Here is a 14489-nt window from a genome sequence, read left to right on the forward strand (position 1 = left end):
TCTTTCTTTAATACTTTTCATGTTATATTTCGCTTTTCACATTTTACACAAACACAAACACAAAAAATGATTTACTTAATAACGGGTGGCGAAAGATCTGGAAAAAGCAGTTACGCGCAGAAATTAGCTTTAGAACTTTCAAATGCGCCAATCTACGTTGCGACTGCCAGAAAATGGGATGCCGATTTTCAGAATCGTATTGACCGTCACCAGCTGGAACGCGATGAACGCTGGAATAATATTGAAAAGGAAAAATATTTAAGTGAAATTGATTTTACCGGAAAAGTGGCTTTGATTGACTGCGTCACCTTATGGCTGACCAATTTTTTTATCGACACTAAAAATGATGTTGCGCTATCACTGGAAGAAGCAAAAAACGAATTCAATAAAATAGCCAAACAAAACGGAACACTAATAATTGTAACCAATGAAATTGGAATGGGTGTTCACGCTGAGACTCATATTGGCAGAAAATTTACCGAACTTCAAGGCTGGATGAATCAGTTTTTAGCATCAAATGCTGATGAAGTTGTTTTAATGATTTCTGGAATTCCGGTCAAAATAAAGGGATAGCATTATCAAAGTCACTGTCAATTGCAAAAATCAATTTCAAAAATAAATTCTAAATTTCAATATCATGAAGTACCTTTACAAGAAAGAGCAAAATTGACATTGACTTTTGAAAATGATTTTTTGAAATTGAGAAATTATGAGCCATTTAGATGATATTTTAAAATCGCGCCGCGATACCCGACATTTTACCGCTGATGAAGTTCCTGATGAAGTGATGCAAAAAGCTTTGCAGGCAGGACATTGGGCGCCTTCGGTTGGGCTTACAGATGCAACGCGATATTACATCATCAAATCGGCTGCAATTAAAACAGCGATTAAAAATCTCTTTTTAGACTACAATAAAAAAGCCGAAGAACTTACCGATAATCCCGAACAAAAAGAACTTTACAGATCGCTAAAACTAGAAGCAATTGAAGAAGCGCCAATCGGACTTATAATTGCTTATGACCGATCTGTTTTAAATCAATTTACAATTGGAACGGTTGGCAGCAATGAAGCCGTAAAATTTAGTTCGGTTTGTGCTGCACAGAATATCTGGCTTTCGTTGACAGAACAAGGTTACGGAATGGGCTGGGTCTCTATTTTAAATTATTATCAGTTCAAAAAGATTCTGGATTTACCCGAAGATATTGAACCGCTTGGGTATTTCTGCATTGGAAAACCGGCAACAAATTATAATAATCAGCCAATGCTCCAACAATTGCATTGGAAACAAAAATCGGAAAGTCCAATTTGTACCGAAATTCAAAATGTAAGCGTAAGTTTCGTTTCGGAAATAAAGACTACAATTTCTTCAGAAAAAAATACGACAACAGATTTTGATCAACTTCTTCAAGAAAAAATAGATTCAAAAACCAAACCTATTGGTGCTTTGGGAACTTTAGAAACGCTTGCTTTTCAAATGGCGAAAGTTTTTAAAACTTTGAATCCAAAAATTATCAAACCCAATATGGTTGTTTTTGCCGCTGATCACGGAATTGCAAATCATGGTGTAAGTGCCTATCCGCAAGATGTGACGCGACAAATGGTTGGGAATTTTCTGGACGGAGGCGCCGCCATAAATGTTTTTTGCAAACAAAATAACATACAGCTTTCCATTGTTGATGCGGGAGTCAACTATGATTTCCCAACAAATACAAAGCTCATTAACGCGAAAGTTGCCAAAGGAACGCAATCTTTTCTGCACGTGCCCGCAATGAGCCAAGCCGAATTAAAATTGTGTTTTGAAAAAGGGAAATCAATTGTTGATGATATTTCGAAAACAGGTTCAAACTGCATTGGTTTTGGCGAAATGGGAATTGGAAATACTTCTACCGCTTCGGTTTTAATGAGCATTTTAACCGATTTTCCAATTGAAGAATGTATTGGAAAAGGTACCGGCATTGTTGATGAGAAACTCATTCAAAAACATAATATTCTAAAAAAAGCAATCGAAAATTATTCCGGTCAAGCCGAATTAATGTCGCACCTGGCTTATTTTGGCGGTTTTGAAATCCTGCAAATGGCAAGCGGAATGCTCTCTGCCTTCGATAATAAAATGCTGATTTTGGTGGATGGTTTTATTTGTTCTGTTGCTTTTTTAATCGCTTTAAAAATAAATCCTGATATCAAACAAAATGCTGTTTTTTGTCATTGCTCTGCTGAACAGGCACATCAAAAATTACTTCATTATTTAGATGCCAAACCCATTTTAAACCTAGATTTGCGTCTTGGCGAAGGAACTGGCTGTGCAATTGCTTACCCAATTTTAAAATCGGCTGAAGTTTTCTTGAATGAAATGGCTAGTTTTGAAAGCGCTGGGGTTAGCAGGAAGTAAACTTCAATTTGTCATAATTAATTATGTTCATGAATGTTTTATTCTCATTTTTGTCATTTCGACGAAGGAGAAATCTCCACAAGTAACTCCGCAATGCAAATCGCCAATCTTTGTCGAGCTTCTCGCGGAGATTTCTCCTTCGTCGAAATGACATATTAAATAGAAAAATAATAATTAATGAAAAAAGAACTACATATCTTCTTTACCTGTTTAATGTTTTACACCCGAATTCCATGCCCAAAAAACATTACACATCATCCCGATTATTTAAATAAAGCCACCCGCTATTTTCCTTTTATTGGATGGATTGTTGGGAGTATTTCATTTCTGGCTTTTTATCTTTTTTCTCTTTTTCTTTCAATAGAAACAGCTGTAATTTTTGCCATAATCGCTTCTGTTTTAACGACTGGTGCTTTTCATGAAGACGGTTTTGCCGATGTCTGTGATGGCTTTGGCGGTGGCTGGACCAAAGAAAAAATTCTGTTAATTATGAAAGACAGTGCAATTGGTGCTTACGGTGCAATTGGTCTACTACTATTATTTTTAGCCAAATTTAAATTACTTTCAGAATCTATTCTAATTTTCAAAAATGACAATAACTTTTTTTTAATATTCTTATTTTTTATTTCAGTTCATGCATTAAGTCGTTTGGCGGCAATCAGCATTATTTTTACACACGAATATTCGAGAGATGATGCTTCAAGCAAAAGCAAACCAATTGCGAAAAAGCATACCTGGAAAGAAATTTCAGGTTCTTTTTTCTTTGGATTACTTCCTCTTTTTGCGCTCACCTATTTTTGTTTTGAATTAAAAGTCCTTTTACTTTTAATTCCAGTTTTCTTGACAAGATATTTTCTGGCAAGATATTTTCAAAAATGGATTGACGGTTATACAGGCGATTGCCTAGGCGCAACACAACAAGTGTGCGAAGTTATTTTTTATTTAAGTATACTTTTTATATGGAAATTTATCTAATCCGACATACAGAAACTGTCTGCGAAAAAGGAATTTGTTATGGGCAATCTGATGTAAATATTGCTGAACCATTTGATGTTATTTTTGATGAAATAATTTCTCAATTACCTTCAGAAGCAATTATTATTTCAAGTCCGTTAAAGCGCTGTGTCCTTTTAGCAAAACATGTTCAGAACAATGTCAAAACCATTTCATATCAAGAAGATGAACGTTTAAAAGAAATGAATTTTGGCGACTGGGAATTAAAAAACTGGAATGAAATTCCTCCAGAACAACTAAATCCTTGGATGGAAGATTTTGTAAATATTCGTGCTTCAAATGGCGAATCATTTGTTGAATTACATGACAGAGTTGGGGATTTTATTTCTGATCTTTTTTCAAAAAACATACAAAACCCAATCGTTGTTGTTGCTCACGCAGGAATTATCAGAAGCATTTTATGTCATCAAACTTCTTTGCCACTAAAAGAAGCTTTTCAAAATAAAGTAGATTTTGGCCAAGTCATTAAAATTGAGCTTTGACAAAGGTTTTGTTTAGAATTTTACCGAAAAACTAAAACAAATTTGAATATTCAATAATTTTAACTTTATCTTTGCGCGAAATTAAGGTTGTGTTTTAATTACGAAAACACATTAAAAGGGAATCAAGTAAAATCTTGAGCTGTACCCGCAACTGTAAGCTTAGTTCTGAAAAGAATGCTTGTTGTAACCGCAAAGCCACTGCTCGCCCCGGCGAATGGGAAGGCAAACAACAAGACGCAAGCCAGGAGACCTGCCTTTGAAACAAAGATCGAACTCTCGGGAAAAAGAGTGTAGAAATTATGACTTTAAAAAAATATTTCTCTTTTAGTTTATTATTGCTGTGCCAATTTATCTGGGCGCAACAGGACTCTATTACCGGTTTGAAAGAAGTTATCGTTTCAGACGCTAATCTTAAAAAATATTCTGCTTCACAATCGGTTCTAAAACTTAATGATTCGGTTATCAATAAAAATGAAGCTTTATTAACTGATTTATTAAACTTCAATTCTACCATTTATTTCAAGGAATACGGTCGCGGAATGCTTTCGACAGTTGCTTTTAGAGGAACAACTTCATCACAAACAGCAGTAATCTGGAACGGAATCAACATTAATTCTCAAATGAACGGGAGCACCGATTTCAACACTATTTCGGGTTCCGATTATAATTCTGTAAGCGTTAAAGCCGGTGGCGGAAGTGTTATTTATGGAAGCGGTGCCGTGGGCGGAACGGTGCATTTAAATAACGATTTGGCATTTTATAATCGGTTTGAGAATAATTTAAAACTCGATTATGGAAGTTTCAACACGATCGGAATCAATTATAAAACCAACATTTCAAATAAAAAATGGAGTGCACAAATTGGTTTTTCTAAAAACAGTTCTACAAACGATTATAAATATCTGAATAGATATACTTGGAAAGGCGAACAACGCTGGAATCAAAACGGGCAATATGATGTTATCACGCTGAGCGCAAATTTGGGCTATAAGTTTGACGCTAAAAACAGTTTAAAATTATACACGCAGACTTCTAACACAGACCGAAATACTTCTTTAATAACAGAAACCGAAACACCAAGCAAATATGTAAACGGTTTCAACAGAAATTTACTGGAATACGATGGGGATTTTGGCAAGCTTAAAGCCAATTTCAAAACAGCATATATTTTCGAAAATTATCAATATTACCCAGATAATGCTCTTAATCAGTATACTTTTGGAAAAACAGAAAGCTTAATTACTAAGGCAGATTTAGGATATACACTTTCCAAATCGACGCAGCTAAACGGAATTATAGACTATAACCGAACAAAAGGTTTTGGAAGCGGTTTTGGCGACAATACTCGAGAAATTAGTTCTGCGGCAATATTAGTAAAGCAAGATTTTTCTAAAGACTGGAAAACTGAATTTGGTATTCGAAAAGAATTTACAGACAATTATAAATCACCTGTTTTATTCAATTTAGGATCTTCATATCAATTTGGGAAACTATATAATTTAAAATTAAATTTCTCTCGAAATTTCAGAATCCCGACTTTCAACGATTTGTATTGGGAAGAAGGCGGAAATCCTAATTTGAAACCGGAAAGTTCGTATCAGGCAGAAATTGGAAATGTTTTTACTTTCAAAAATATTTCGCTTACCCAGACTTTTTATTACATAAAAATTACTGATTTGTTGCGATGGGTTCCCGGAAGTGGCGGTATCTGGAAACCAGAAAACACAGACAAAGTGAACAGTTATGGAACTGAAACTTTGCTGAGCTGGAAAAAACAATATGGCAAAAATTATTTTGGAGCCAATGCCACTTACGCCTACACCGTATCAGAAAACACAGAAACCGACAAACAGTTGTTTTTTGTTCCTTTTAATAAAGTAACAGCTGCTGTTTCGTATTCAAGAAGCCGAATTTCAGCTTATTATCAATTCCTGTATAATGGTTTTGTTTATACACAAGCCGATAATGATCCGAATGAAATTGTCGATGCTTATACCGTTTCGAATATTGGAATCGATTATGATTTTAAATTTTTAAGTTCTTTCAAACTTGGATTTCAAGTATTAAATCTTTGGAACGAAAATTATGAAAGCCTTGAAAACAGACCAATGCCTGGAAGAAATTTTAATTTGTACTTAAACCTTAAATTTTAATATAATGAAATTAACTAGATTATTTTTATTAGCAGTAAGCGTATCGCTTTTTGTTTCTTGTTCTAACGATGATGACAATGACCCAAAAGGGGCTTATGATAATGGATTTTTCATCTTAAACGAAGGGAATTCTGGCGGTGGTTCAGTTTCTTTTGCAAGTGATGATTTAGCCAATTTTACAGCAGACGTTTACAAAACAGCAAATACAGGTGATTTTGCAGGTGTGTATCTTCAAAACATCTTTTTTGATGGAGATAAAGCGTATATCATCGCTGGCGGATCTAACGTGATTAATGTAGTAAACAGATACACATTTAAATTAATTGCAAAAGTTGACAGTGGATTAGCAAACCCAAGATACGGAGTTGCAAAAGACGGAAAAGCTTATGTAACGAATGCAAATACGTATTCGTACAGCAATCCTGCAACTGGAGATACTGATGATTATATTGCTGTAATTGACTTAGCAACTAACAAAGTAGAATCTAAAATCGAATTGAAAGCTACTGCAAACCGAATTTTATTAGAAAACAATAAACTATACATTACTGACTTTTATAATGACAAAGTATTGATTGTAAATCCGGCAACAAAAGCACTTGAAACTCCTGTAACAATTGGTGCCAGTGGAGATAGCATGGAAGTTAAAGATGGTGTTCTTTACGTATTGAGAGCGCCTTACGGAGACAACAGAAGTGAGATTGTAAAAGTGAAATTATCTGATAAATCAGTTACTAAGATTACTTTCCCAAAATCTTTAGACAGAGCTGGATACTTAGATATTTATAATGATAAAATTTATTATACTTCTAACAAATCAGTATATGCAATTAGCCCTACTGCAACAGAAGCTTCTACAACTGCAATTTTAACTGCTAATCTTCCAACAGGTGGTTCTATCTATGGTTTTGCAGTAGAAAACAATAAAATTTATATTGCTGACGCTGGCGATTATGCTTCAAATAGCAAGGCTTACATCTACAACTTAAGTGGTGTATCTCAAAAAGAATTAACTGTAGGTGTTGGACCAAATGGTTTTTACTTCAACAATTAATATACCTTTATTTTTAAATTAGTTTTTGGATTTTTTTTGAAAAAAAGGCTTTCATTTCTGAAAGCCTTTTTTTTTTATTTAAACGATTTTAAAAACTCTTTTGGAGCAGTTTCTAAATACATTTCATTTCCTAAACCGTTGATTTTTTTCGAATCACTTATATAAGGCAAAACCAATCCTTCAGGCTGAACTTTCTTCGCAGTAACTCCTGTTATTTTAGAAATAGCATATTGTAATAATGGTTCATTTTTTTCTCCTAATACACCATAAAGAGTACCCGGTACCCCCTTTTCTACAACAGCTTCATTTTTAGGAAACGTTGGCACCAATCCTTGTGTATAATCTCCAAAATCTGAGGCATTTGTAATTTTAAAAACCAATGGCTGCATTGCATATTTATGATTCGGATTTACCCTTGATTTCGTGAAAGTTGGTGAGTCATAAACTGTAAATGAACCAACATTTTTTCCAGTTGTTGTTTCTCCAATCTGAACAACATTAATATAAGGTTTCAATCCGTTTATTACCAACTCGCTCGCCGATGCAGTATTAGAAGTTGTAATTATATATACTGTACTCAAATTCAAACTTTTTAAGTCCGTGCCATCAATATTGCTTACAAATCTTTGGTTCAAAGATTCCAGATCTTCTGTTGTCATTGTAGCCATTAATTTCAGATTATATTGCTGTTTCGAAAATATTTTTCCATTAAACTGACCTGTAATCATACTTGCCAATCGGGTTGATGTACGTACAGATCCTCCTCCATTGTATCTTAAGTCTAAAACTAAATCGGTAATTCCCTGCTCTTTTAATTCACCAAAGGCCTGATTCAGTTTAACATCATAATCAGCATAAAAACCATTATACATTATATAGCCAATTTTATGCCCGTCAGATGCAATTACTTTATTAATCAAAATAGGATTTTCTTCCAAAACTGTTTTGGTCAAAGCAACTGATTTCCCATTCAATACAAATGAAGATCCATTATAATCGGCAAAATTCAGAGTATAACTGTCTGGAGCTAACAATAATGACTGATAATTTGAAACCGTCAATTTTGTTCCATTTACAGCCGTAAACAAATCACCTCTTTTTATTTCTTTAGTCGAAGCATCAGAATTTGGAATAATATAGCGAACATAACCTACTACATCATTTGAGCCTTCAGCAACTCTTGTAAGTTTAAAATCTACACCATTATTTTTTGTGATTCCGTTAAGTTCTTGTTCTAAAACAGTGTAATCATCAACAATCCAGCTAAAACGGTCAATTGCAGTTGCAGGATATTTACTGATTGGCTTATTTAATAAATCTTGAAATAATTCTTCAGGTTTTGAATATCCAGATAAATAAGAGTTTAATTCTGCTTGGCTACTAAATCTATCATCCGCTAGATTTGGCACATCAGCCTGCCACAAATAAACTGCATTTAATCCCTTCCAGATAAAATCATTTACTTGCAAAGTTGCCGGAGCTTCTACATCATCCTGATCTTCACAGGACTGCAAAACAAAGGCAAGCATAAAAATTAGTAGTAAACTCTTTAATATTGTTTTCATAAAAAATGTTCTTGGTAATCTATTAACGTAAAAATACTACCTTTAGTTTTAACTCTATTAAGTTTATTTCATTTTTTCTGCATTTTTTTTAAAAGTGGCTGTAACAAAAATAATAGTGCCTCGTCTTGACTATATAAGCTTACTTATAAATATTGATTAATTGAAAAAAATCATGATAAACAAGTAATTTATAACCGACCAAAAACCAACAAATAACCAATTATGAATCAAGTTGCGTTTATAGAATTGATTAATCCTTTCAAAGACAAAGTTTTTCGTCTGGCAAAAAGGTTGCTTACGAGTACTGAAGAAGCAGAAGACGCCACTCAGGAAGTAATGGTTAAATTATGGAATAAAAAGGAAAATTTAGACGCTTATAATAATATTGAAGCTGTCGCAATGACAATGACCAAGAATTATTGTCTGGACCAGTTAAAATCTAAAAGAGCCGGAAATCTAAAAATAGTTCATAACAATTACACGGATCGTGAACCGCAGTTAGATAAAAAACTAGAAGATTCAAATAGTCTGGAATGGGTCGAAAAAATTATAAATCAGTTGCCCGAGCAACTTCAATTACTAATTCAGCTTCGGGATGTTGAGCAATATGAATTTGATGAAATTGCAAAAATTGTCAACATGAATGAAACAGCTATTCGAGTAGCACTTTCGAGAGCGAGAAAAAAAATTAGAGAATCAATGGTTAACACACACAGTTATGGAATTAGATAGAATAGAAAATATATTAGAAAAATACTTTCAGGGAGAAACTACTATTGCTGAAGAAAACGAATTAAAAGAATATTTTTCGTCTCCAAATGTTGCGCAGCATTTAGAGCAATATCAGCCAATGTTTGGTTATTTCTCTCAAGTAAAACAACAAAAATCGACACAAGAGATTCCATTACAAACTAAAAAACGAAATGTGGCATGGTTGTCAATTGCGGCATCGATGGTTGTTTTACTCGGCATTGGAACTTATTTCTTTACAAGCGAAAAAAATGCAGCTCCGGCTGTAGCGCAGTCAGAATTAGGAACCTATGATAATCCTGAAGAAGCACTGAAAGCAACTCAAAAAGCTTTGGCACTATTATCAAACAATGTTAATGTAGGTATCGAAAGTGTACAATACATTAACGAATATGAACAATCAAAAAACAAAATCTTTAAACAGTAATTAAATCAATCAAAAATGAAAAATCTTATTATAACACTAGTTTTCGCCTTTTTCACTCATTCTTTCTACGCACAAGGCGCTTTTGACAAATTTGACGGTCAAGACGATGTAACATCAGTAATTGTAAACAAAAAAATGTTCGATTTAATGAGCAAAGTAAAAGTTGACGCTACTGACAAAGAAACACAGCAATATATTAATCTGATCAAAAAATTAGATTACCTAAAAGTGTTTACAACAAAGAATCCTAAAATCGAAGCGGATATGAAAGCTTCTGCTGACAAATACATTAAAACAGCAGGTTTAGAAGAATTGATGCGAGTAAATGATAGCGGAAAAAATGTTCGCATTATGGTAAAATCTGGCGCAAGCGACACGCAAATTAAAGAATTGCTGATGTTTGTTGACGGTGCAAAAAATGACGAAACGGTTTTACTGTCTCTAACTGGTAATTTTGACTTAAACGAAATCTCTGTGCTTACTGACAAAATGCAACTTCCAGGCGGTTCAGACTTAAAAAAGGCCTCTAAAGGCAAAAAATAATCATGAAAACACGTGTTTTTACCTCAGCCATTATAGCGTTACTTACTTTAATAAGTTGTAATTCTGAACCTTCATTGCAAAAGTATTTTGTTGAAAATACCGAAAAAAAGGACTTTATAGCGATCGATGTTTCGTCTAATATTTTAAATGTAGACAAAGCAAAATTATCTGCCGAGCAAACGGAAGCTTTAAAATCATTTGACAAAATGAACATTTTAGCCTTTAAAGCCACAGATAAAAATCAAGCCGAATTTGAAACAGAACGCACTAAAGTAAATGCAATTTTAAAAGATCCAAAATACCAGCAATTAATGAAAGTTGGTTCAGGTAAAGACGGAGCTTCAATAAGTTATGTAGGCACAGATGAAAACATTGAAGAATTTGTGGTTTTTGCCAACAGAAAAGAAAATGGTTTTGCAGTAGTTCGTGTGTTAGGAAAAAATATGAACCCAAACAACATTATGACATTGATGTCGGTTTTACAAAAATCAAATATCAATATGGATCAACTGAAACCTTTACAGCAATTGATAAAATAATCATCAATCTTACTTTATAATTAGAAAAAGCTCCAAATAATTTTGGAGCTTTTTTGTCTATTTTGTTAATGTATTATTTTAAACTTGAATTAATATTTTTTGAACCATAAAATCACGCAACGCAAATCGTAGAGGCGCACTGCTGTGCGTCTTATGCGCAAAATAAATCTACAAAACACAAAACTAATTGTGATAAATATTGGACGTAGACGCACAGCAGTGCGTCTCTACGGAAAATTTGGAATGAATAAATTGTGACTTCATTACAAAAATCACTAGAGATAATGTGATTTTAATCAAAACAATTAAAATGCAAAAAGCTCCAATTTTCATTGGAGCTTTTTCTTTTATATTGGGATCTGAGATTATTTACTCAAATACATTTTTCTTCTAGAGTACAATTCGTAAAATTGATCATCTTTCAAGTCATCAATAAACAAGATGCTTTCTCCCGTCGATTTCATTTCTGGCCCTAATGCTTTGTTTACATTCGGGAATTTGCTGAAAGAGAAAACTGGTTGTTTGATCGCATATCCTTTTAATTGCGGATTGAAATCAAAGTCAGTTACTTTGTTATGACCTAACATTACTTTTGTAGCGTAGTTTACATAAGGTTCTCCATAAGCTTTTGCAATAAACGGAACCGTTCTTGAAGCTCTAGGGTTTGCTTCGATAATGTAAACCGTATCATCTTTTATCGCAAACTGAATGTTGATTAAACCAACCGTTTTTAATGCTCTCGCAATTTTATGCGTATGGTCTTTAATTTGCTGCATTACAAATTCTCCTAAGTTAAAAGGAGGCAAAGTAGCATTACTATCTCCAGAGTGAACACCGCAAGGCTCAATGTGCTCCATAATTCCGATGATGTAAACATTTCCATCAGCATCACAAATCGCATCAGCTTCAGCTTCAATTGCTCCAGCTAAATAGTGATCTAAAAGTAATTTATTTCCTGGAATCGTTTTCAACAAGTTGATAACGTGCTCTTCTAATTCTTTTTTGTTGATTACAATTTTCATACCCTGACCTCCTAATACATAAGAAGGACGAATCAATAATGGGAAATCTAATGTATCTGCAAGTGCAGAAGCTTCATCAGCAGTTTCCGCAATTCCGAATTTAGGGAAAGGAATGTGCAGTTCAGTCAATAAGTCTGAGAAACGGCCTCTGTCTTCAGCTAAATCAAGTGCATCAAAACTAGTTCCAATGATTTTTACACCGTATTTAGAAAGTTTGTCAGCCAATTTCAATGCTGTCTGACCACCAAGCTGTACAATTACACCTTCAGGTTTTTCATGCTGAATGATGTCATAAATATGCTCCCAGAAAACGGGTTCGAAGTATAATTTATCAGCTGTATCAAAATCAGTCGAAACTGTTTCTGGATTACAGTTGATCATAATTGTCTCATAACCACATTCTTTCGCCGCCAAAACTCCGTGTACACAAGAATAATCAAACTCAATTCCCTGACCAATTCTGTTTGGTCCAGAACCTAAAACGATGATTTTCTTTTTATCAGTAACTATACTTTCGTTATCTACATAACGCTCACCATTTGCTTTTTCGATTTCAGCCTCAAAAGTTGAGTAGTAATAAGGGGTTTTTGCTTTAAATTCTGCTGCACAAGTATCAACCAATTTAAACACACGGTTAATGTTTTGATCCATACGCAAAGCATGCACTTCACTTTCAAGACAATTCATCATGTGTGCGATTTGTCTGTCTGCAAAACCTTTTTGTTTTGCCTCAAGCAATAAATCTTTCGGAAGATTTGAAACTTTATAATTAGAAATTTCTTTTTCTAGAGTATAAAGTTCTTCGTATTGTTTTAAGAACCACATATCGATTCTTGTAATTTCATGAATACGGCTCAACGGAATTCCCATTGCGATTGCATCATAAATCACAAAAACACGATCCCAACTTGCATAAGTCAGTTTCTCGATAATTTGTTCGTAGTTTTTGTACCCTTTTCCGTCAGCACCAATTCCATTTCTCTTAATCTCTAAAGATTGAGTCGCTTTGTGTAATGCTTCTTGGAAAGAACGTCCAATTCCCATAACCTCACCTACAGATTTCATCTGAAGACCTAAAGTTCTATCAGATCCTTCAAATTTATCGAAGTTCCAACGAGGTATTTTTACGATTACATAATCTAAAGTTGGTTCAAAAAGAGCCGAAGTAGATTTAGTAATTTGGTTTTGCAATTCATCTAAATTGTATCCTAAAGCAAGTTTAGAAGCGATTTTTGCAATTGGATAACCCGTTGCTTTTGATGCTAAAGCAGAAGAACGAGATACACGAGGATTAATCTCGATTGCTACGATATCTTCTTTTTCGTCTGGCGAAACTGCAAATTGTACGTTACATCCTCCCGCAAAATTTCCGATACTTCTCATCATTAAGATAGCGTAATCACGTAATTTTTGGAAAGTCGTATCAGATAAAGTCATTGCCGGAGCAACCGTAATCGAATCTCCAGTGTGGATTCCCATTGGGTCCATATTTTCGATAGAACAGATAATTACAACATTGTCATTTTTATCTCTTAAAAGTTCTAATTCGTATTCTTTCCATCCCATCAAAGCTTTATCGATCAAAACTTCGTGAATTGGAGAAGCTTCAAGTCCGCGAGTTAAAAGCTCATCAAAATCTTCTTTTTTATAAACAACCGCTGCTCCAGTTCCTCCAAGTGTAAACGAAGGGCGAATTACAAGTGGGAAACCAAATTCCTGAGCAATTTCTTTTCCTTCTAAATATGAAGTAGCCGTTTTTGCAGGCGCAGTTGGTACATTTATTCTTTCTAAAAGCTGTTTAAATTGCTCTCTGTCTTCTGTAATATTAATTGCATTTACATCAACCCCGATTAATCGCACTCCGAAATCCTGCCAGATTCCTTTTTCTTCAGCTTCCAAACACAAGTTCAAAGCAGTCTGACCCCCCATTGTAGGTAAAACAGCATCAATTTGTGGATGTTCCTTCAGAATTTCAATAATCGATTTTGTCGTTAAAGGTTTCAAATAAATATGATCGGCCATAGATGGGTCGGTCATAATCGTTGCTGGGTTTGAGTTAATCAAGATAACTTCAATTCCTTCTTCACGAATTGAGCGTGCAGATTGTGATCCTGCATAATCAAATTCGCAAGCTTGACCAATAACAATAGGTCCTGAACCTATTATTAAAACTGATTTTATTGATGTGTCTTTAGGCATTTTGTATGTATTGTGTAGTTATTATATTGTATTCAAAAAAACATTCACAGTGCATTAAAAACTAGAATGTTACAAATTTATTACCGACAAGGTATAAAAAAAGGCGATACTAAAAAAGTAATCGCCTTATGTATGTTTATACAAACATTATTTTTTGTGTCTAGGCTCGCTAGAAACAGTCAATTTATGTCTTCCTTTTGCTCTTCTACGCGCTAGAACTTTTCTTCCATTCGCAGAAGCCATTCTGTCCATAAATCCGTGCTTATTTCTTCTTTTTCTTTTCGATGGTTGAAATGTTCTTTTGCTCATTGCTTTGTATCTTTAAAATGGTATCTAATATCTGTTTTTCTGT

General features: G+C 34.1%; 13 protein-coding genes and 1 riboswitch. Of the genes, 10 read left to right on the top strand and 3 right to left on the bottom strand.

Annotation, left to right across the window (positions count from 1 at the left end; genetic code table 11):
* Positions 1-66: 66 nt before the first annotated feature.
* The 6 genes from EV145_RS10940 (at position 67) to EV145_RS10965 (ending at position 7092) form a co-directional block, all read left to right on the top strand.
* Positions 67-573: a bifunctional adenosylcobinamide kinase/adenosylcobinamide-phosphate guanylyltransferase gene (locus EV145_RS10940; RefSeq protein WP_133525265.1), complete on the top strand. Its 507-nt coding sequence runs from the start codon at positions 67-69 to the stop codon at positions 571-573.
* 136 nt (positions 574-709) lie between these two features.
* The gene (gene cobT, locus EV145_RS10945; protein WP_133525266.1) at positions 710-2389 is read left to right on the top strand and encodes a nicotinate-nucleotide--dimethylbenzimidazole phosphoribosyltransferase; all 1680 of its coding nucleotides are present in this window, start codon (positions 710-712) and stop codon (positions 2387-2389) included.
* 177 nt (positions 2390-2566) lie between these two features.
* Positions 2567-3364, top strand: coding sequence for an adenosylcobinamide-GDP ribazoletransferase (locus EV145_RS10950; protein WP_133525267.1), 798 nt, complete (start codon positions 2567-2569; stop codon positions 3362-3364).
* Positions 3349-3885, top strand: a complete 537-nt coding sequence (cobC, locus tag EV145_RS10955; protein ID WP_133525268.1) for an alpha-ribazole phosphatase — start codon at positions 3349-3351, stop codon at positions 3883-3885. Before EV145_RS10950 ends, cobC begins: the two co-directional genes overlap by 16 nt.
* Before the next feature lie 67 nt (positions 3886-3952).
* Positions 3953-4158, top strand: a riboswitch (cobalamin riboswitch).
* A gap of 26 nt (positions 4159-4184) precedes the next feature.
* On the top strand, positions 4185-6038 hold the full coding sequence (locus tag EV145_RS10960) for a TonB-dependent receptor plug domain-containing protein (protein WP_133525269.1): 1854 nt from the start codon (positions 4185-4187) through the stop codon (positions 6036-6038).
* 4 nt (positions 6039-6042) lie between these two features.
* Positions 6043-7092, top strand: a complete 1050-nt coding sequence (locus tag EV145_RS10965) for a YncE family protein (RefSeq protein WP_133525270.1) — start codon at positions 6043-6045, stop codon at positions 7090-7092.
* Positions 7093-7166: 74 nt separating this feature from the next.
* Here the strand turns inward: EV145_RS10965 and EV145_RS10970 are convergent, their stop codons facing one another.
* The gene (locus EV145_RS10970; RefSeq protein WP_133525271.1) at positions 7167-8657 is read right to left on the bottom strand and encodes a S41 family peptidase; all 1491 of its coding nucleotides are present in this window, start codon (positions 8655-8657) and stop codon (positions 7167-7169) included.
* Between the two features lie 222 nt (positions 8658-8879).
* On the opposite strand from EV145_RS10970, the gene EV145_RS10975 reads away from it, so the two are divergent.
* From EV145_RS10975 to EV145_RS10990, 4 genes are read left to right on the top strand one after another with little or no spacing between them, the layout of a single operon-like run.
* The gene (locus EV145_RS10975; protein WP_133525272.1) at positions 8880-9389 is read left to right on the top strand and encodes an RNA polymerase sigma factor; all 510 of its coding nucleotides are present in this window, start codon (positions 8880-8882) and stop codon (positions 9387-9389) included.
* Positions 9376-9834 carry a hypothetical protein gene (locus tag EV145_RS10980; protein WP_133525273.1) on the top strand — a complete coding sequence of 153 codons (459 nt, stop codon included), beginning with the start codon at positions 9376-9378 and terminating at the stop codon, positions 9832-9834. The genes EV145_RS10975 and EV145_RS10980 overlap by 14 nt, the downstream gene beginning before the upstream one ends.
* Positions 9835-9849: 15 nt before the next feature.
* Positions 9850-10377 carry a DUF4252 domain-containing protein gene (locus tag EV145_RS10985; protein WP_133525274.1) on the top strand — a complete coding sequence of 176 codons (528 nt, stop codon included), beginning with the start codon at positions 9850-9852 and terminating at the stop codon, positions 10375-10377.
* Positions 10378-10379: 2 nt separating this feature from the next.
* Positions 10380-10916, top strand: a complete 537-nt coding sequence (locus EV145_RS10990; RefSeq protein ID WP_133525275.1) for a DUF4252 domain-containing protein — start codon at positions 10380-10382, stop codon at positions 10914-10916.
* Positions 10917-11281: 365 nt separating this feature from the next.
* On the opposite strand, the gene carB is transcribed toward EV145_RS10990, so the two are convergent.
* The gene (gene carB / locus EV145_RS10995) at positions 11282-14137 is read right to left on the bottom strand and encodes a carbamoyl-phosphate synthase large subunit (RefSeq protein ID WP_133525276.1); all 2856 of its coding nucleotides are present in this window, start codon (positions 14135-14137) and stop codon (positions 11282-11284) included.
* 147 nt (positions 14138-14284) lie between these two features.
* Positions 14285-14446 carry a 50S ribosomal protein L34 gene (gene rpmH, locus EV145_RS11000; protein WP_008464848.1) on the bottom strand — a complete coding sequence of 54 codons (162 nt, stop codon included), beginning with the start codon at positions 14444-14446 and terminating at the stop codon, positions 14285-14287.
* Between the last annotated feature and the right edge of the window lie 43 nt (positions 14447-14489).

This window comes from Flavobacterium sp. 245, from assembly GCF_004362055.1.
Classification (GTDB): domain Bacteria; phylum Bacteroidota; class Bacteroidia; order Flavobacteriales; family Flavobacteriaceae; genus Flavobacterium.

Coding starts and splice junctions, on each gene's coding strand:
- cobT (WP_133525266.1), top strand. CDS start 710: ATGAGCCATTTAGATGATATTTTAAAATCGCGCCGCGATACCCGACAT.
- EV145_RS10990 (WP_133525275.1), top strand. CDS start 10,380: ATGAAAACACGTGTTTTTACCTCAGCCATTATAGCGTTACTTACTTTA.
- cobC (WP_133525268.1), top strand. CDS start 3,349: ATGGAAATTTATCTAATCCGACATACAGAAACTGTCTGCGAAAAAGGA.
- EV145_RS10965 (WP_133525270.1), top strand. CDS start 6,043: ATGAAATTAACTAGATTATTTTTATTAGCAGTAAGCGTATCGCTTTTT.
- carB (WP_133525276.1), bottom strand. CDS start 14,137: ATGCCTAAAGACACATCAATAAAATCAGTTTTAATAATAGGTTCAGGA.
- EV145_RS10960 (WP_133525269.1), top strand. CDS start 4,185: ATGACTTTAAAAAAATATTTCTCTTTTAGTTTATTATTGCTGTGCCAA.
- EV145_RS10975 (WP_133525272.1), top strand. CDS start 8,880: ATGAATCAAGTTGCGTTTATAGAATTGATTAATCCTTTCAAAGACAAA.
- rpmH (WP_008464848.1), bottom strand. CDS start 14,446: ATGAGCAAAAGAACATTTCAACCATCGAAAAGAAAAAGAAGAAATAAG.
- EV145_RS10970 (WP_133525271.1), bottom strand. CDS start 8,657: ATGAAAACAATATTAAAGAGTTTACTACTAATTTTTATGCTTGCCTTT.
- EV145_RS10980 (WP_133525273.1), top strand. CDS start 9,376: ATGGAATTAGATAGAATAGAAAATATATTAGAAAAATACTTTCAGGGA.
- EV145_RS10985 (WP_133525274.1), top strand. CDS start 9,850: ATGAAAAATCTTATTATAACACTAGTTTTCGCCTTTTTCACTCATTCT.
- EV145_RS10950 (WP_133525267.1), top strand. CDS start 2,567: ATGAAAAAAGAACTACATATCTTCTTTACCTGTTTAATGTTTTACACC.
- EV145_RS10940 (WP_133525265.1), top strand. CDS start 67: ATGATTTACTTAATAACGGGTGGCGAAAGATCTGGAAAAAGCAGTTAC.